General features: G+C 54.0%; 16 protein-coding genes. 10 read left to right on the top strand and 6 right to left on the bottom strand.

All coding sequences use genetic code 11. The features are described 5' to 3' along the window. Positions 1-15: 15 nt before the first annotated feature. Positions 16-681 carry a haloacid dehalogenase type II gene (locus P9J57_RS11160; protein WP_013025691.1) on the bottom strand — a complete coding sequence of 222 codons (666 nt, stop codon included), beginning with the start codon at positions 679-681 and terminating at the stop codon, positions 16-18. Between the two features lie 292 nt (positions 682-973). Between P9J57_RS11160 and P9J57_RS11155 the strand changes: the two genes are divergently transcribed. Both P9J57_RS11155 and P9J57_RS11150 read left to right on the top strand, forming a co-directional pair. After that, positions 974-1,456, top strand: coding sequence for a cold-shock protein (locus P9J57_RS11155; RefSeq protein WP_013025692.1), 483 nt, complete (start codon positions 974-976; stop codon positions 1,454-1,456). 392 nt (positions 1,457-1,848) lie between these two features. Continuing rightward, a complete protein-coding gene (locus P9J57_RS11150) occupies positions 1,849-2,388 on the top strand; it encodes a DUF2058 domain-containing protein (protein WP_014593642.1) in 540 nt (179 codons plus the stop codon). A gap of 88 nt (positions 2,389-2,476) precedes the next feature. Here P9J57_RS11150 and P9J57_RS11145 read toward each other — a convergent pair whose 3' ends face one another. Then, entirely contained in the window at positions 2,477-3,067 is a 591-nt protein-coding gene (locus P9J57_RS11145; protein ID WP_483279212.1) for a CGNR zinc finger domain-containing protein, read from the bottom strand. A gap of 97 nt (positions 3,068-3,164) precedes the next feature. Between P9J57_RS11145 and P9J57_RS11140 the strand changes: the two genes are divergently transcribed. Beyond that, on the top strand, positions 3,165-4,100 hold the full coding sequence (locus P9J57_RS11140; RefSeq protein WP_483279211.1) for an alpha/beta fold hydrolase: 936 nt from the start codon (positions 3,165-3,167) through the stop codon (positions 4,098-4,100). Positions 4,101-4,201: 101 nt separating this feature from the next. Here the strand turns inward: P9J57_RS11140 and P9J57_RS11135 are convergent, their stop codons facing one another. Beyond that, entirely contained in the window at positions 4,202-4,900 is a 699-nt protein-coding gene (locus P9J57_RS11135) for an RluA family pseudouridine synthase (RefSeq protein WP_078828657.1), read from the bottom strand. Positions 4,901-5,056: 156 nt separating this feature from the next. Further along, positions 5,057-5,974 carry a LysR family transcriptional regulator gene (locus P9J57_RS11130; RefSeq protein WP_483279210.1) on the bottom strand — a complete coding sequence of 306 codons (918 nt, stop codon included), beginning with the start codon at positions 5,972-5,974 and terminating at the stop codon, positions 5,057-5,059. A 111-nt stretch (positions 5,975-6,085) separates the two neighbouring features. Here P9J57_RS11130 and P9J57_RS11125 point away from each other — a divergent pair, with 111 nt between their 5' ends. Together P9J57_RS11125 and P9J57_RS11120 are read left to right on the top strand one after the other, a co-directional pair. Next, positions 6,086-6,808 (top strand): SDR family NAD(P)-dependent oxidoreductase, encoded by a 723-nt coding sequence (locus tag P9J57_RS11125; protein ID WP_078828659.1) that lies wholly within the window; start codon positions 6,086-6,088, stop codon positions 6,806-6,808. Between the two features lie 211 nt (positions 6,809-7,019). After that, positions 7,020-7,757, top strand: coding sequence for a hypothetical protein (locus tag P9J57_RS11120; RefSeq protein ID WP_081091682.1), 738 nt, complete (start codon positions 7,020-7,022; stop codon positions 7,755-7,757). A gap of 332 nt (positions 7,758-8,089) precedes the next feature. On the opposite strand, the gene araA is transcribed toward P9J57_RS11120, so the two are convergent. Together araA and P9J57_RS11110 are read right to left on the bottom strand one after the other, a co-directional pair. Next, a complete protein-coding gene (araA, locus tag P9J57_RS11115) occupies positions 8,090-9,580 on the bottom strand; it encodes an L-arabinose isomerase (protein WP_014593649.1) in 1,491 nt (496 codons plus the stop codon). 11 nt (positions 9,581-9,591) lie between these two features. Next, positions 9,592-11,277, bottom strand: a complete 1,686-nt coding sequence (locus tag P9J57_RS11110) for a ribulokinase (protein ID WP_013025701.1) — start codon at positions 11,275-11,277, stop codon at positions 9,592-9,594. A 365-nt stretch (positions 11,278-11,642) separates the two neighbouring features. Between P9J57_RS11110 and P9J57_RS11105 the strand changes: the two genes are divergently transcribed. From P9J57_RS11105 to P9J57_RS11085, 5 genes are all read left to right on the top strand, one after another. Beyond that, positions 11,643-12,626: an arabinose ABC transporter substrate-binding protein gene (locus P9J57_RS11105; RefSeq protein ID WP_014593651.1), complete on the top strand. Its 984-nt coding sequence runs from the start codon at positions 11,643-11,645 to the stop codon at positions 12,624-12,626. A gap of 144 nt (positions 12,627-12,770) precedes the next feature. Then, positions 12,771-14,291: an L-arabinose ABC transporter ATP-binding protein AraG gene (araG, locus tag P9J57_RS11100; RefSeq protein ID WP_024471580.1), complete on the top strand. Its 1,521-nt coding sequence runs from the start codon at positions 12,771-12,773 to the stop codon at positions 14,289-14,291. A 12-nt stretch (positions 14,292-14,303) separates the two neighbouring features. Continuing rightward, positions 14,304-15,290 carry an L-arabinose ABC transporter permease AraH gene (gene araH / locus P9J57_RS11095; protein WP_013025704.1) on the top strand — a complete coding sequence of 329 codons (987 nt, stop codon included), beginning with the start codon at positions 14,304-14,306 and terminating at the stop codon, positions 15,288-15,290. 72 nt (positions 15,291-15,362) lie between these two features. Continuing rightward, positions 15,363-16,280: an arabinose operon transcriptional regulator AraC gene (gene araC / locus P9J57_RS11090; RefSeq protein ID WP_014593654.1), complete on the top strand. Its 918-nt coding sequence runs from the start codon at positions 15,363-15,365 to the stop codon at positions 16,278-16,280. A 78-nt stretch (positions 16,281-16,358) separates the two neighbouring features. After that, positions 16,359-17,399, top strand: coding sequence for an oxidoreductase (locus P9J57_RS11085; RefSeq protein ID WP_483279209.1), 1,041 nt, complete (start codon positions 16,359-16,361; stop codon positions 17,397-17,399). The last annotated feature ends 10 nt before the right edge of the window (positions 17,400-17,409 follow it).

The following is a 17,409-nucleotide window of genomic DNA, read 5'->3' as shown; positions in this document are numbered from 1 at the left end:
GCACCCAGAGACGCATTAAAGACCAAGCAGGCCGGCAAGCTGGCGGAAGTCGGTGAGCCGATCAACGCCATAACCTTCTAAGGCGGGTTCATGCCCACGATCGATAAACGCTTTGGCCATAAAGCCAAGGTCGGATGCCGTCATCAGGTCATAACGGAAGCTGGAGGAGCAGTGCATCATCTGCTCGGGTCCGCAGCCCAACTGGTCAAACATGTATTCGAAAATCTGTGCACGCGGCTTGTAAGCCTGAGCCGCTTCAGCGGTGTACACCGCATGAAAAGGCGCTTTAAGATGGGCGACGCTGTGGGGAATAAGATCCACCATCGAATTCGACAAAATCACTAACGGAATATGTTGAGAGATCAATTCCAGCGTTTCCACAACGTGAGGATGTGGCTGCCAGGTCGGCACCGCGTTATAGAGAGTGAGTGCATCAGAATCGCGGTACGCCACATCATGCGCTTTACAGGCCCGCTGAATAGCGTTTTCAACGACCTGAAAAAACGGCTTCCAGTCACCCAGCACTTCATCAAGCCGGTAGAAACGGAAGCTGTCCAGAAACGCAGGCATTCGCTGTTCTGCAATCCGGTCGGCAAAAAGCCCCTTAGCGGTCGGCCCCATTTCAAAGTTTATGAGCGTTCCGTAGCAGTCGAAGCTGATAAATTTTGGCTGATAAATCATGCGATTAACCTCTTTAATTTGTTTTAAAGAAGTATATCGCTGTGACCGAACAGATAATTTCTTATTGACCCGGTAACGGAGTGGTTTTTGCTCAATTCACAGTGGGGGGCGGCATTATTCATCTGCCGCCAGCCACGCCCTCATGGTCTTCCCGACCTCTCTGCCCGAAAAGCTTAGGTGCAGAGCAGAAATTTATCGGCCACACTTAGCCCAAAGACGTAGTTTGCACCCGCATTGTGTTTTACACTGCGCGCTGAAAAAATTGAGTAGATAAACGATTAGGTAGGCGGTAATGGCGATGAATGGAACAATCACAACCTGGTTTCAGGATAAAGGCTTTGGCTTTATCAAAGATGAAAACGGTGATAACCGGTATTTTCACGTGATTAAGGTCGCCAACCCTGATCTGATTAAGAAAGATGCGGCGGTGACGTTTGAACCCACCACCAACAATAAAGGGCTGTCGGCCTTTGCGGTGAAAGTCCTGCCCGAAAGCAAATACATTTTTATCGCGGGTGAGCGAATCAAGCTCACTGCCATCAAGTCTTATGTGGTCTTCAGCGAGGAAGTGCCTGCCAGCAGCCGTATCGATAAAGAAAATACGGTGCTGTCTGTGGGCATCTTAATGAACAATATCAAACCTAAATCCGCAGCCCAGGCCGATGAGATGCGTACGTTGAAAAAACTGGCCATCACCACCTTTCAGGGCGCAACCTTAATCTTCTCTGAAGATGAGATAGACATTGATGCCACGGTAAAAATGCTCAAGGTCTGACATCATCAGACCTGTCTGCCAGTGCTCGCCAGACAGGGCGCTGGCGGCGTTTATGCCTTCTTTTTATCTCTCTTCGCGCCTTCCCGCCTGTGACTAAAAGGTTTGTTATATTCCAGTGCGCGTCTTGATGAGCTTACAGACTTCCTTCAACGTCGTCTCTGTTGCGCATAGCCGATTGCGTTAGCGAACCACCGGCTCCCTCTCAGCCAGCATCTACAGGACGCTAACCCGGGGATGAGCGACTGACGGATACCGGACCCAACGGTGGGAACCTCACGACATCGCGCATACAACGTCCGCTCGAATCTTAAGTGCGCACCACATCAGCGTCTGCAATCTGCTATCGCCTCAGGTATAATCCCGCCCATTCCTCATCAGATTCAGAGAACAAGATGGCAAAACTCACCTTACAAGAGCAGCTGTTAAAAGCAGGATTAGTCACCAGTAAGAAAATGGACAAGGTCCAGAGAACGGCCAAAAAATCGCGTGTTCAGGCCCGCGAGGCGCGCGAAGCTGTAGAAGAGAACAAAAAAGCCCAGCAAGAGCGTGACAAGCAGCTCAATGAACAACAACGGCAGGCTGTGCTTTCAAAAGAGTACAAGGCGCAGGTGAAGCAGCTGATTGACATGAACAAAATCGACATTTCCCGAGGTGATATCGGTTTTAACTTCACAGATAACAACCTGATTAAAAAAATCATGGTGGATAAGCCCACCCAGGCACAACTTATCAATGGCCGTCTGGCGATCGCACGTTTGCAGGTGGATAACAGCGAAGAGAGCCATTACGCCATTATTCCCGCGAGCGTTGCTGATAAAATTGCCCAACGTGATGCCAACAGTATTGTCTTAAACAGTGCGCTGAGTCAGGAAGCCCAGGATGAAGACGATCCCTATGCCGATTTCAAAGTACCCGATGATCTGATGTGGTAATGATTGCAATCAGGCGGGATAACCGATGAGCCTTGCTGCAAAGTGCTGCGCACTCTCGCCGCAGGGCTCGTGCCGTTTGCAGCCATAATCAAACCTGATCCGATCGCTTTCGGGATCGAAACGCCGCGACTTTCATGCGATTGCCACAGGTCGCCATGCTGCACCAGCGGCGGCGGTGCGATTTACTGAGGTCATGGAAAAGCAGGATACAGTCATGTGCTTCACACTGGCGCACGTACGTAAAGCTGTCACTGACAACAAGCTCGACCAGTGCGTTGACCACCGGCCAAAGCAGGATGGCTATGCTTATCTCCTCGTGGCTAACCGCGATCTGGTATCGCTGCGCGTCATCATCCCACGCCAGTCGCTTCGTCGGGCGCCCGTCCTTATAGAGCCTGTTAAGAACAGTCAGATCCGCAGATAAGCCATTCATCGCAGCATCGACAAGTGCACGTGCACTGTCGCGCAGCGCCCGCGCTTCATGTAACAGCCCATCAGGTGCCTGCAAAGGCGCGCCATCCGGCAAGATCCCTGCCATCTCCAGCCAGAGCATCACGCGTCGATCGTCGCTGAAACAGTCATGTCGCTGCTCGTCCACGCCGTATTCACTATTGATAAAGTCCAGTGCGAGGTTATCCGCCAGGAAAAGGAAGTCGTGGGTGTTGAGATCGGGATGCATAGCTGCCTGTAACTGTTAAAAATATATTTGACAGGTTAGCAAATAAGATCGTAACCTGCAAATAACAAATTTAACGGTTACATCATAAGGAAACATCATGGCGGTTTCAAAATCCATTACGACGACAGACAGTTTGCGTACGCAAGACGTTAACGATGCACAGCAACTGGATGGCGTAAAATACCGCTACGAACAGGTTGGCGACGTCAATGTGTTTTACCGCGAAGCGGGCGATCCCAACAGGCCGACAATACTGCTGTTACATGGCTTTGCGGGATCCTCATTTATGTTCAGAGACCTGATCCCGCATCTTGCCGGGCACTACCACGTGATTGCACCCGACCTGCCTGCGTTTGGCTTCACGGAATCTTCGGCACGAGGCGAATACGTTTACGCCTTCAGCCAGCTGGCAATCACTATTGAACAGTTAACGCAACAGCTTAAGCTGGAGCGCTATGCGCTGATGGTTCATGACTATGGCGCCCCCGTCGGCTGGCGGCTTGCCGTCAGTCATCCGGAACGGATTACGGCCATTATTTCTCAAAACGGTAACGCCTATGAGGAAGGACTGGGTGAGGGCTGGAAACCGATCCAGCGCTACTGGCAGGAGCCCAGCCAGGAAAACCGTGACGCGCTGCGAGACTTCCCAACGCCAGCTTCGATCAAATGGCAATATCTTGAGGGCGTGCCCGATAAAAGTCGTGTCTCACCGGATGGTTACACGCTTGAGGGTTTGCACATTCTTCGGCCGGGTAACGCGGAGATTCAACTCGATTTGCTGCTGGATTACGCATCAAACGTGGCGCTGTACCCGGCGTTTCAGAACTACTTCCGTCAGTTTCAGCCCCCCTTGCTGGCGGTGTGGGGGAAAAACGATCCCTTCTTCCTGCCGGCTGGTGCCGAGGCGTGGAAACGGGATCTGCCCGATGCGGAGATTCGCTTCTATGATACCGGACACTTTGCGCTGGAAACGCACGGCCTGGCGATCGCTGCGGCTATTACCGACTTTCTGAATAACCTGCACCTGAAGTAAACCGGTGCCGTGAGCCGTGACAACAAGAGGCGTTTGCGGGCTGAAGCGGCCTGGCACAACAATGTCAGCCGTGTTCCTGGCGCCAATGTAAAGGCGTTGCGTTAAAACGGACTGGGGCTGACGATGTGAAAGGGCTCACCGGTAACGGGATGAACAAACTGCAGTTCACTGGCATGAAGCATTAACCTTGGCGTCTGTTCCGTGCCCGGCAGCAAAAGCCCCCCGTAGAGGTCACAGCCTAAAATCGGATGGCCCAGCAGCTGGCAGTGAATACGCAACTGATGAGTGCGACCGGTTTCTGGGATCAGCGTCACGCGCGTCAGGGGAATTACACTGGCGTCATCCCGTTTAAAGTTAAAACGCTCAACAACCCGATAACGGGAACGGGCAGGCTTGCCCCATTCGGCGCAAATAGACATCCGTGGAAACCGGGCTGGGTCTTTCGCGATGGGAGCATCGATGATGCCTTCTTCATCCGGTAAATGCCCGCACAGCAGGGCGCTGTAATGCTTAGCCACCGTGCGCGCGCTGAATTGCTGGCTGAGCGCCGCGTTAATGGTTTTGTTACGCGCCACAACCATCAACCCGGAGGTGCCAAAATCCAGCCGGTGCACCAGTGTGCAGCCGGGGAAGATCGTCACCAGGCGATAGTGTACCGAGTCCAGGTTTTGGGGGTTTTTGCCTGACAGGCTCAACAGCCCACTGGGCTTGTCGATCAGCACCAGATGGTCGTCCTGATAGAGAATGCGTATCTTCTCATGGCACGGCGGGGCAATAAAAGTATCAACGATCGTAGACATCAGTGGGCCTGGGGCGTGAACAGGCGCTGATGATAACGAATTTTCACCCCCCAGGCGAATGGGGCGCTATAAGCGTCAGCCCGGGAAGGAAAAAAGTCTGATACCGGCTTGCAAGATCGCGAGTCTCTGTGTCGACTCGGTATCACATCGCGCTATTCATCTGGTTTTACCCTGTTCCCGGCGGCAAACGGCGACGATCGTATCACGAAGCCAGCGGTGCACCGGGTCCGCGTGCAGTCTTGGATGCCAGATAGCCAGCACCTTTATCACCGGTGTAGCTACCGGCAGGTCGAAATGCACCAGGTCGGCGCGCCGATTGGGCCCGACCAGCGCGGATGAGGGTACCAGCCCAATGAGGTCTGTCTGACAAACAATATTGATGGCGCTGCTGTAAGTCGGAACGGACATCAGAATGTCCCGGCGCAGTTGAAGCGCATCAAGCGCGGCGTCAACAGGCCCAGAGCGGGCATTATTTCTGGACATGACGATATGCGAAAAGCTGGCATAGCGCTCTGCCGTCACGCCTGGGTTATCCAGCAGCGGATGATCGCGTCGGCAGATGCCCACAAAGTGGTCGCTGAATAGCAGCCTGGTCTTGAATTCCGGCGCATCTGTACCCAGCACACCAATTTCAAGATCAATCTTGCCTTCACGCAACGCCTGCGGCGCTTTATCTGATTTATTGACGAAAATGAGTCGTAGCCTGGGCGCGGTCTGGCGAAGCTCGTTAAGCAGCGCGGCGGCGGTTAAATCGATAAATCCTTCATTCGCCCGTATAACGATGCTGCGCGCGGTTGTAGAAAGATCGAGACGTTTATCTGCGGGGCGCAGCAGGGCGAACGCGTCCATAGTCGTCTCATGGACGCGCGTGGCCAGTTCAGTGGCATAGGGCGTTGGAACCATATTATGCCCGGCCTGAACCAGTAGCGGATCGCCGGTCGCCAGGCGTAAGCGGCCTAGCGTGCGGCTCATGGCTGAGGTACTGAGCCCCAACCGTTTCGCTGCGCGTGTCACGCTGCACTCTGTCAGCAAAGCATCCAGCGCAGTGAGTAAATTCAGATCAATATCAGGCATAAAGTCAGACCCTTGCATCAGACGCAATCTATTATTGCATCCTGTGCGTCTGGCTCAACTGTTCTTTGCGCATTAAAGTCGTTATTTCCGCAACCAGCAGGAGTAACTCTTATGACGCTTTATTCATCTCAGGCCGACAAGCCCAAAATGTTATTAATAGGTGCCTCACGAGGTATCGGGTTGGCCATGACCATTGAGCTGCTCAGCCGCGGCTGGGAAGTGACGGCAACGGTGCGTAACAGCCATCCCGAGGCTATGCAGGATTTGTCTGCACGTTATCCGCATGCACTTACCATTGAACAACTGGACATCAACGATACCGATCAAATTTCTCAGCTTAATTCGCGGTTGCAGCATCGTTGCTATGACGCGCTTTTTGTGAATGCCGGAACGGCGAATCCCAACCAGAGTGAGACGATTGGAGAGGTCAGTACCGAAGATTTTATTCACGTCATGGTAACGAATGCGCTTTCGCCAATGCGGGTTGTTGAAACCTGTCAGGATCGAGTCAGAGCCAACGGACTGATTGGCGTCATGTCATCCGGTCAAGGTAGCGTGGGGGATAATGTGAAAGGGGGAAGAGAAGTGTATCGCGGCTCTAAAGCCGCGCTGAATCAATATATGCGAAGCTATGCGGCACGGCAGGCGCGCTCTCATCCGGACCGGGCTTTATTACTGCTGGCACCGGGCTGGATTCGCACGGCTCTGGGCGGTGAGCAGGGGGCCTTTAGCCTTGAGGAAACCCTGCCTGATATCGTGAACGTCATCGAGCACAAGCGGGGCCGACCGGGGCTGGAGTATCTGGATCGCTTTGGCAAGCCGGTGACGTGGTAAACCGCCATTCAGTGATGGAAAGGGTGATATTCAGGCCTCTTCTGTGAGGGCATCCGTGGGCGCTTGCTGAACCACAGGTACCCGTCAGCTGCCTGAAGGTTCCCGCGCACCATCATGCTTGACCGACACTAAGCCATGAGTATTCATCAAAAATTAATGAAAAAATCCTAAAGCTTTTTCCCTTTTACCCGTTATAGAAGCTGGAATCCGGTTGGAAATCCTTAAAGAGATAATCGGAAACAAGGGCTTTTTACGTAAAGGGAATGCGATAAATATGAGCAAGTTATTAATAACGGGTACGTTGTCATTAGTCTTTCTGGTGGGATGCGCAGGTAAAAATAATGCTCAGGTCGTTAAGGCCGATAACGGCAGCACGCTGACTGTTGAGACGATTTATGCGCCAGTGGATATGAATAACAATCATTACTCAGACGTAAAACTGCGCGAAGTCACACCGGTGAGTACCGGTGCGGGTGTGGGCATGTCTGTGCTAACGGCAGTGTTAGGTGGGGGAATCAGCACCGGCTCTTTTGACAAAAACAGTTATAAAGGCACCTCTGTTGATGCGCTGCCCGAACCTACGGCGCACTATTTTACCCCAAAAGCCGTAGTGAAAATAAAAAGCTGGCTCGATAAAAATGGCAACGGATATGCTTATACACAGCCGCTGTTCATTGCCGCGGCGCAATGGTCACTGGTTTATAGCGATATGTCGGCCAATAACAGCAACTACGATTTAACTTACCGCGTGCTGTTCTATAAACGTCCGGAAGGCGGCAATATTCTCAGCGCCTATGTGGTATCAGAGTGTGCACCGAAACCGGCGACAGCACCGCTCAGTGACTGGAAGGCCAACAATTACGCTAAAGTGACCCAGGAAACGCAAAAGATGATGGATGCCTGTGTTCTTGAGCTTGATAATCAACTGCCACGTTTATTGAAAAAATAAATCCAGATCTGCCTGCCGCTGTAACGTGGCAGGCAATGAGTGATCCAGGCCTGTGCCCTTTGTACAAAGAACGTCTAGCCCGTATGTTAATTTCTGCTGCCAGATAACCCTTTTGCATCAGCCTACTGACTGCACAGAAACAGGCTCGAATTGACGCAGAACCTCATAACGAAACAGATAAAAAAGAAGAAGCAAAGCCGTGACTCAAGGCGTACTGATCCGATTGTATTACCTCGGGTGATTCACGGTTGACCGCCTGAGTTGATAAGGTCGGCGGCAAGCCATAAAAAAACGGGCCAGCAATCTGACCCGTTCGCAACGTCTCAGCAATCTTAACGCTTCATATGGTAGTACGCATCGTTCCAGCGCAGGGCATCCTTAAACGCAGGCAACTGGGTATGTTCGTCAATCACCAGCACCTCAATGCCGTGCATCTCACCGTACAGATACATATCATCCAGGCTCAGTGCCTGACTGAACACGGTATGGTGCGCGCCGCCCGCCAGGATCCAGGCTTCAGAGGCCGTTGCCAGCGATGGCTGAGCTTTCCACAGCGCACGGGCCACGGGCAGTTTTGGCAGAGGTTTAGGCTGCTCGATGGCGTCCACTACGTTCACCAGCAGACGAAAGCGGTCACCCATATCGATCACGCTGGCGTTGATGGCACGGCCTGCCGGTGTTGAGAAGATCAGTCGTGCCGGATCGGCTTTGTTGCCAATGCCCAGGAACTGAACGTCAATCAGCGGCTTCTCTTCCAGCGCGATGGACGGGCACACCTCCAGCATATGTGAACCCAGTACTAAATCGTTGCCCGGTGAGAAGTGGTAAGTGTAATCCTCCATAAAGGAGGTTCCGCCGGGACGATCGCCCGCCAGCACTTTGAAAATGCGCAGCAGGGCGGCCGTTTTCCAGTCGCCTTCGCCTGCAAAACCATAGCCCTGGCCCATCAGGCGCTGTACCGCCAGGCCGGGTAGCTGGGTCATGCCATGCAGCGTCTGGAAGTTGGTGGTGAATGCCATACAGCCTTCATCGTCCAGAAAACGCTTAAGGCCCAGCTCAATGCGCGCGGCATCCAGAACGTTTTGCCGCTTTTCACCGCCGACGGCGGCGACATCGGTAAAGCGGTACTGGCTCTCATACTCATCGACCAGTGCATTAACATCGCCATCGCTGACGCCGTTAATCACTTCGACCAAATCGCCCACGCCCCAGCCGTTAACGGCATAGCCAAATTTGATTTGTGCCGCGACCTTATCGCCTTCCGTTACGGCCACTTCACGCATGTTATCGCCGAAACGGGCCACTTTCAGGTGCTGACTGGCCTGTTTGGCCAGCGCGGCGCGCATCCAGTTGGCCACGCGCTGTTGGCTGTGTTTATCCTGCCAGTGGCCGGTCACCACGCTGTGCTGCAGGCCCATACGTGCGCCGATAAAGCCAAACTCACGACCGCCGTGAGCGGTCTGATTCAGGTTCATGAAGTCCATGTCCATGCTGTCCCACGGAATTTCGGCATTAAACTGGGTATGAAACTGCAATAACGGTTTCGTTAATACGTTTAAACCGCCGATCCACATTTTGGCCGGCGAAAAAGTATGAAGCCAGGTAATGATGCCCACACAGTTTTGATCGTGACTGGCGTCACGGCACAGCGACAGCGCTTCATCTGGCGATTTCACCAGCGGTTTGAGTGCCAGGCGCACAGGCAGTCCCGCCTGATTCAGACCTTCCACCACCTGACGGGCATTCTGCTCAACCTGACGTAACGTTTCCGCTCCGTAGAGGTGCTGTGTACCAATGACAAACCACACGTTGAACTGTTGCATAAACCACTCCTTTACTTAGCGGAAGCGGAACGTGCGGCATAATGAGGTTCTGCCGTCACGCACCATTGTTGATAGCGTTGATAAAGTTCCTGATAGCGCGCGACGCGCTGCGGATCGGGCTGCAGCGTGACGTCAATCGGGCTGGCCATCACGTTCTGTGCCTGCTCGACGTCGCGGTGAACACCGGCGGCCACGGCGGCGAAGATGGCGGCGCCCAGGGCGCAACATTCATCTGAAGAGACGATATCCAGCGGGCGATTCATCACGTCGCAGCAGGCCTGCATAATGGCGGGTGACTTACGGGCAATGCCGCCGAGGGTCAAAATGTTCTCAACCGGAATATCCTGCTGCTCGAAGCACTCCATGATGGCGCGGGCGCCAAATGCGGTCGCCGCAATCAGGCCGCCAAACAGGGCTGGCGCATCGGTGCCGAGATTAAGGTCGGTGATCACGCCTTTAAGACGCTGATTGGCGTTCGGTGTGCGGCGGCCATTGAACCAGTCCAGCACCACCGGCAGATGATCCAATTGCGGATTGGCGGCCCAGGCGTCAGTCAGGTTTTTGATCAGCGACTTTTGCATCTCTGCCAGTTGCGGTTTTAGTTCAGGATGGTGCTGCGCCGCCTGCTGTAACGGCCAGCCGAGCAGGCGACTGAACCAGGCATAAATATCGCCAAACGCCGACTGTCCGGCTTCCAGACCCATGGCGCCCGGCACCACGCTGCCATCTACCTGTCCGCAAATGCCTTTGATCGCGCGGTCGCCCACCTTCTCAGTATCCGCAATCAGAATGTCGCAGGTGGAGGTGCCAATCACTTTCACCAGCGTGTAGGGCCGTGCGCCTGCGCCCACTGCACCCATATGACAGTCAAAGGCACCGCCTGAAATCGTCACCTTCTGGGATAATCCCAGGCGCTGTGACCACTCGGGACTCAACGTGCCCACCGGCAAATCCGCGGTCCAGGTGTCTTTAAACAGGGGAGAGTCAAGCTGCTGAGTAAGATGGGGATCGAGCGCATTCAGAAATTCCACATCCGGCAAGCCGTTCCAGTCGCCGTGCCACAGTGCTTTATGACCTGCGGCGCAGCGTCCACGGCGCAGTTTTTCTGGGGCAACGGTATCGCTGAGCAATGCCGGTACCCAGTCGCACAGTTCAACCCAGGAGACTGCGGCCTCGCGCACCGCTGCATCGTGACGCGTCACGTGAAGGATTTTTGCCCAAAACCATTCAGAAGAGTAAATACCGCCAATGTAACGGCTGTAGTCGGTAAAGCGGCCGCTACGGCACAGCTGATTGATCTCTTCGGCTTCTTCAATTGCCGTATGATCTTTCCACAGCACAAACATCGCGTTCGGGTTTTCAGCAAATTCAGGCCGCAGCGCCAGAACCTTGCCGTCACGGTCAACAGGCGCGGGTGTGGAGCCGGTACTGTCAACGCCGATACCGACGACGGCAGCGCGTTGTTCTTCACTCAACGCATTTAACACCTCGAGCATCGCCTGCTCCATGGCATCAATATAGTCTTGTGGATGGTGACGGAAGCGGTTGCTGTGAGGATCGCTGTAAAGGCCTTGCTGCCAGCGTGCATAGTTTGCCACGGCACTTTGCAGCTCCTGACCAGAGTGACAATCCACCGCCAGCGCACGCACCGAATCACTACCAAAGTCCAGTCCCAGGGTGATGGCTTCAGTACGCATTTGAATCTCCTGTTATGAATAAACCTCCTTATCCTGTGATGTGTAAGAAATAACGGTTAGTCACGGCTGGCTGAGAATATGCACTTTTCTGCCATCAGCAGTGAAATTGTGATCCATTGCAAAAGTTAAGAGACGGTTAAATTCGCTGAATATATGGATCATTCTGTCGTGATTTTAAGATGTGATACCGCTCTACATTTTTCTTCTCCATTCCCGCTAAAAATAGGCCAACGTTTAAGCAGGCTACCATCGCGGCTCGCGCTAACGTCCTGATTTACTTCTGTACCCCTAAAAGAAAGTTAACTGGTAGCGTTTACACCAATTCGTTTTTAACAGCGATAAAACAACTAGCGCCGGAGAGCATCATGCATAAATTCACTAAAGCGTTGGCAGCCATTGGGCTGGCAGCGGTTATGTCACAATCAGCTATCGCCGAGACCATGAAGCTGGGTTTTCTGGTCAAGCAACCCGAGGAGCCGTGGTTCCAGACGGAATGGAAATTTGCCGATAAGGCCGGGAAAGATCTGGGCTTCGAGGTCATCAAAATTGCCGTTCCGGATGGTGAGAAAACCCTCAATGCGATAGACAGCCTTGCGGCAAGCGGCGCGAAAGGTTTTGTTATCTGTACACCGGATCCCAAGCTGGGCTCGGCCATTATGGCAAAAGCACGGGGCTACGGACTGAAAGTGATTGCGGTGGATGACCAGTTCGTCAACGCCAAAGGCAAACCCATGGATAACGTGCCGTTAGTGATGATGGCGGCGACCAAGATAGGTGAGCGTCAGGGTCAGGAACTCTATAAAGAAATGCAAAAACGCGGCTGGGACGCAAAAGACACGGCGGTGATGGCGATTACGGCGAACGAGCTGGATACCGCCCGTCGTCGTACCGGGGGTTCGATGGATGCGCTAAAAGCCGCAGGATTCCCGGAAAAACAGATCTACCAGGTGCCTACCAAGTCCAATGATATCCCTGGTGCATTCGATGCGGGTAACTCTCTGCTGGTTCAGCACCCGGAAGTGAAACACTGGTTGATTGTCGGCATGAACGACAACACCGTGCTGGGCGGCGTGCGCGCAACCGAAGGACAGGGCTTTAAAGCCGCTGACGTCATCGGTATCGGTATTAACGGTGTGGATGCGGTGAGTGAACTGTCGAAGGCCAACGCAACCGGCTTCTATGGATCTCTGCTGCCAAGCCCGGATATCCACGGTTATAAGAGCAGCCAGATGCTCTACAACTGGGTGAGCAAAGGTCAGGAACCGCCGAAATTCACTGAAGTCACCGACGTGGTGTTAATCACCCGCGACAACTTTAAAGCCGAGCTGGCGAAGAAAGGGTTGATGTAACAACAGGCTGCTGAGGCAGCACAGGTAAAGTCATTATCGGGCCACAGAGAAAGCAGGGGTTTTACAGCGTTACCCAATGGGGTAACAGGATAAATCCTTAACTGCCGGTGGCCCGAATCATCAACGCCATTTTTTGGAGAAACCATGAACACTGATTCAGCCTTTCTGTCGTTTCATGGCATCAGTAAAACCTTTCCCGGCGTCAAAGCGTTACAGGACATCTCTTTTGAGTGCCACGGTGGTCAGGTGCATGCGCTAATGGGAGAAAACGGTGCCGGTAAATCGACACTGCTTAAAATCCTCAGTGGTAGCTATCTGCCGAGCGGCGGTGAAATTCGTATCAAAGGAAAGCCGGTTAATTTTCAGCACACCACTGACGCGCTGGACGCGGGCGTGGCGATTATCTACCAGGAACTGCATTTAGTCCCCGAAATGAGCGTGGCAGAAAATATTTATCTCGGTCAGTTGCCGCACAAGCGCGGGCTGGTCAACCGAAAACTGCTGCGTTACGAAGCCGGACTGCAACTGAAAAACTTAGGAATGGACGTTGATCCCGACATGCCGCTGAAATACCTGTCTCTGGGGCAATGGCAGATGGTGGAAATTGCCAAAGCGCTGGCGCGGAATGCGCGCATCATTGCGTTTGATGAGCCCACAAGTTCACTGTCTGCACGGGAAATCGATAACCTGTTCCGGGTTATCCGTCAACTGCGGGCAGAAGGGCGCGTGGTGCTCTACGTTTCGCATCGTATGGAAGAGATCTTTGCCCTCAGCGACGCCATCACCGTTTTTAAAGATGGCCGCTATGTTCGAACCTTTACCGACATGGCCAACACGCATCACGACGATCTGGTTCAGGCGATGGTCGGGCGTAATCTGGGCGACATTTATGGGTATTCGCCGCGTGAAAAAGGCGCCGTGCGGCTCGAACTGCAAAATGTGGAAGCGAAGGGCGTCAGAACGCCGATTTCGCTCAATGTGCACGCGGGCGAAATTGTCGGCTTATTTGGCCTCGTTGGCGCAGGGCGCAGCGAGCTGCTGAAAGGGCTGTTTGGCGCAACGCGACTGCGTGGCGGTCAGGTGCTGCTGGATGGCAAACCGCTGAAGCTCAGTGCCCCAATCGATGCTATCCGTGCTGGCGTGATGCTCTGCCCGGAAGATCGCAAAGCCGAAGGCATCATTCCGGTACATTCGGTCCGCGACAATATCAACATCAGCGCCCGTCGCCATAACCTGACCGCCGGATGCCTGATTAAAAACGGCTGGGAAGCCACGAACGCTGACCGTCATATTCGTTCGCTCAACATCAAAACACCGAGTGCCGATCAGCTGATCATGAACCTCTCTGGCGGCAACCAGCAAAAAGCCATTCTGGGGCGCTGGTTGTCAGAGGAGATGAAAGTGATCCTGCTGGATGAGCCCACGCGCGGCATTGACGTTGGGGCCAAGCACGAAATTTATAACCTGATTTATGCGCTGGCAAACAAGGGCATTGCGGTGCTGTTTGCTTCCAGCGATCTTCCGGAAGTGATGGGCCTTGCTGACCGCATTGTGGTCATGCGTGAAGGGGCTATCGCCGGAGAAATACTGCATGACGAGGCTACGGAGCAGCAGACGCTGAGCCTGGCTATGCCTAAAACGACACAAGCGGCCGCCGTGGCCTGACAGGAGAGTACCGTGACTTCATCCACGACATCTAATACGCCGCCAGCAGCGCCACGCCGTGGTCTGCATTTTGGTCGCATCTGGGACAATTTCGGCATGCTGGTGGTCTTTGCACTGCTGTTTATTGCCTGTGCTGTGTTTGTGCCCAACTTCGGCTCCTTTATCAATATGAAAGGCCTGGGGCTGGCCATGTCGATGTCCGGCATGGTCGCCTGCGGCATGCTGTTCTGTCTGGCATCCGGCGATTTCGATCTCTCGGTTGCCTCCGTTATCGCCTGTGCAGGCGTAGTAACGGCGGTGGTCATTAACATGACCGAAAGCCTGTGGATTGGCGTGGGGGCCGGGCTGCTGCTTGGAATGGCGACCGGCTTTATCAACGGTTTCGTGATTGCACGACTGAAGATTAACGCCCTGATTACGACCCTGGCGACAATGCAGATCGTGCGTGGTCTGGCCTACATTTTCTCCGATGGCAAAGCGGTCGGCATCGAAGACGAGCGCTTCTTTGTGCTGGGCTTCGCCAACTGGCTGGGCGTGCCTGCCCCCATCTGGATCACCCTGGCCACCATGGTGATTTTTGCCTTCCTGCTGAATAAAACCACGTTTGGACGCAACACGCTGGCTATCGGCGGCAATGAAGAAGCCGCGCGACTGGCAGGCGTACCGGTAGTGCGGACTCGTATCATTATTTTTATCCTTTCAGGTCTGGTTTCCGCCGCGGCGGGCATCATTCTGGCGTCCCGTATGACCAGCGGACAGCCGATGACCTCCATCGGTTATGAGCTGGTGGTCATTTCTGCCTGCGTCCTGGGCGGCGTATCCCTTAAGGGCGGAATCGGTAAAATTTCCTACGTGGTGGCGGGCGTGCTTATTCTTGGCACCGTCGAGAATGCGATGAATTTGTTAAATATCTCGCCATTCTCACAGTATGTTGTGCGTGGTTTGATACTGTTAGCCGCGGTGATATTTGACCGCTACAAACAAAAAAATAAAGTCTGATTTGGCGTGAAACCTTCCCGCGGACGCGAAAGGCGTCCGCGGGTGATCACTCAACGACGAAGTGAGGACATTATGTATCACCGTGAATTACCGGCAGAGCAGCAAAATCCCCTGCTGCCCGGATACGCGTTTAATGCCTGGCTGGTGGCGGGGTTAACGCCTATCACCGCGGATGGTCCGCTGGATTTCTTTATCGATCGCCCGCACGGCATGAAGGGCTATATTCTTAACCTGACCATCAAAGGCAAAGGCCGGGTATTCGATGGCGAAAAAGCCTTTGATTGTGAACCCGGTGAAATGCTGCTGTTTCAGCCGAAAACCGCCCACTATTACGGTCGTGCCCCCGACAGCCCGCAGTGGTTTCACCGCTGGGTCTATTTCCGGCCGCGCGCTTACTGGCATGACTGGCTGCGCTGGCAGGATGAGCAGGAAGGTGTAGGGCGCCTGCGGTTGCCCGAATCCCTGCGTGGCGAATTCGATCGCCTGTTTGCCACCATTGAACAAACCCATAACTCCTCACGCCGCTTTGCCGAAGAACTGGCGATGAATTTGCTGGAGCGCCTGTTGCTGCGTGCGGTGGAGGAAGATCCGCGGAATCACCAGCAAATTCGCGATCCGCGCATCATCGAAGCCTGCCAGTATGTGAACAATCATCTCGCCAGCGAGGTGAAAATTGAAGAAGTGGCTCGCCACGTCTGCTTATCGCCTTCGCGGCTGGCGCACCTGTTCCGTGAGCAGATGGGCGTGAATTTGCTTCGCTGGCGTGAAGATCAGCGGGTGATACGGGCCAAGTTGCTGCTGCAGACCACGCAGGAGCCGATTGCCAGCATTGGTCGCGAAGTGGGCTATGACGATCAGCTTTATTTCTCGCGCGTCTTCCGTAAACGTGTGGGCGTCAGCCCCAGTGATTTTCGTCGACGTAATCAGGACGTGCACGATAATTTAGCCAGTCAGCACGCCTGGACGGTCGCCCGCAGCACAGTCTCCTGATTTTAAGGGGAATCCTCCTTGTCCTGACGAGACTATTAGTCTTAAATCAGTCTGGTTAGCGAATAGAGAGGAAAAGGAATGAGCGAGAAACTGCGAGTTGGACTCATTGGATATGGCTTTGCCAGTAAAACATTTCATGCCCCGCTGATTGCGGGAACGCCGGATGTTGAGCTGGCAGCCATTTCCAGCAGCGATGCCAGCAAAGTCAATGCCGACTGGCCCTCCATAAAGGTGGTGGCCGATCCTCAGGCGCTGTTGGACGATCCCACCCTACAACTGATTGTTATCCCCACCCCCAACGATACGCATTTTCCCCTGGCCAAAGCGGCACTGAATGCGGGCAAGCACGTGGTCGTTGATAAGCCCTTTACCGTGACGTTGTCACAGGCGCGCGAGCTGGATGCGCTAGCCAAAGCCAAAGGGTTGTTGCTGTCTGTGTTCCACAACCGCCGCTGGGACAGCGATTTCCTGACGCTAAAAGCCTTACTTGCCGAGGACGAGCTGGGGGAAGTGCGCTATTTTGAATCGCACTTTGACCGCTTCCGGCTGGAGGTTCGCCAACGCTGGCGTGAAATGAAAGGGCCGGGCAGCGGTATCTGGTTCGATTTAGGCCCGCATCTGTTGGACCAGGCGCTGCAGCTGTTTGGACCACCGGTGGCGATCAATGTGGATTTAGCTGAACTGCGTCCCGGCGCACAAACGACCGACTACTTCCACGCCACGTTAACCTATCCGCAGCGACGTGTGGTACTCCACGCCAGCATGTTAGCGGCGGCAGAATCACCGCGCTATACGGTTCACGGTACGCGAGGCAGCTATGTGAAATACGGTCTGGACCCGCAGGAAGATCGTCTCAAAGCCGGTGATTTTCCGCCGAGCGAAGAGTGGGGCTACGATATGCGCGATGGCACGCTAACGCAGGTTGAGGGTGATAGCATGACCGAGAAAACCTGCCTGACACAGCCCGGCAACTATCCGGCCTACTATGCGGGGATCCGTGATGCCATTAACGGACGAGGCGCGAACCCGGTCACTGCTGAAGAGGCAATTCAGGTGATGGAGCTGATTGAGCGAGGGCTACAGTCGGCAGAAAAACGCCAGACGGTGTCTTTAAAATAGTCAATACGCA

The sequence above is a fragment of the Pantoea sp. nfd-35 genome (assembly GCF_056892255.1).
The sequence above is the reverse complement of the archived record's forward strand: the minus strand, read 5'-3'. Positions and strand labels throughout refer to the sequence as shown.

Excerpts from the sequence above, each read along its gene's own strand:
- araG (WP_024471580.1), top strand. The coding sequence starts at position 12,771 with ATGAACACTGATTCAGCCTTTCTGTCGTTTCATGGCATCAGTAAAACC.
- P9J57_RS11125 (WP_078828659.1), top strand. The coding sequence starts at position 6,086 with ATGACGCTTTATTCATCTCAGGCCGACAAGCCCAAAATGTTATTAATA.
- P9J57_RS11155 (WP_013025692.1), top strand. The coding sequence starts at position 974 with ATGGCGATGAATGGAACAATCACAACCTGGTTTCAGGATAAAGGCTTT.
- P9J57_RS11150 (WP_014593642.1), top strand. The coding sequence starts at position 1,849 with ATGGCAAAACTCACCTTACAAGAGCAGCTGTTAAAAGCAGGATTAGTC.
- P9J57_RS11085 (WP_483279209.1), top strand. The coding sequence starts at position 16,359 with ATGAGCGAGAAACTGCGAGTTGGACTCATTGGATATGGCTTTGCCAGT.
- P9J57_RS11160 (WP_013025691.1), bottom strand. The coding sequence starts at position 681 with ATGATTTATCAGCCAAAATTTATCAGCTTCGACTGCTACGGAACGCTC.
- P9J57_RS11140 (WP_483279211.1), top strand. The coding sequence starts at position 3,165 with ATGGCGGTTTCAAAATCCATTACGACGACAGACAGTTTGCGTACGCAA.
- P9J57_RS11110 (WP_013025701.1), bottom strand. The coding sequence starts at position 11,277 with ATGCGTACTGAAGCCATCACCCTGGGACTGGACTTTGGTAGTGATTCG.
- P9J57_RS11145 (WP_483279212.1), bottom strand. The coding sequence starts at position 3,067 with ATGCATCCCGATCTCAACACCCACGACTTCCTTTTCCTGGCGGATAAC.
- araA (WP_014593649.1), bottom strand. The coding sequence starts at position 9,580 with ATGCAACAGTTCAACGTGTGGTTTGTCATTGGTACACAGCACCTCTAC.
- araC (WP_014593654.1), top strand. The coding sequence starts at position 15,363 with ATGTATCACCGTGAATTACCGGCAGAGCAGCAAAATCCCCTGCTGCCC.
- P9J57_RS11130 (WP_483279210.1), bottom strand. The coding sequence starts at position 5,974 with ATGCCTGATATTGATCTGAATTTACTCACTGCGCTGGATGCTTTGCTG.
- P9J57_RS11105 (WP_014593651.1), top strand. The coding sequence starts at position 11,643 with ATGCATAAATTCACTAAAGCGTTGGCAGCCATTGGGCTGGCAGCGGTT.
- P9J57_RS11135 (WP_078828657.1), bottom strand. The coding sequence starts at position 4,900 with ATGTCTACGATCGTTGATACTTTTATTGCCCCGCCGTGCCATGAGAAG.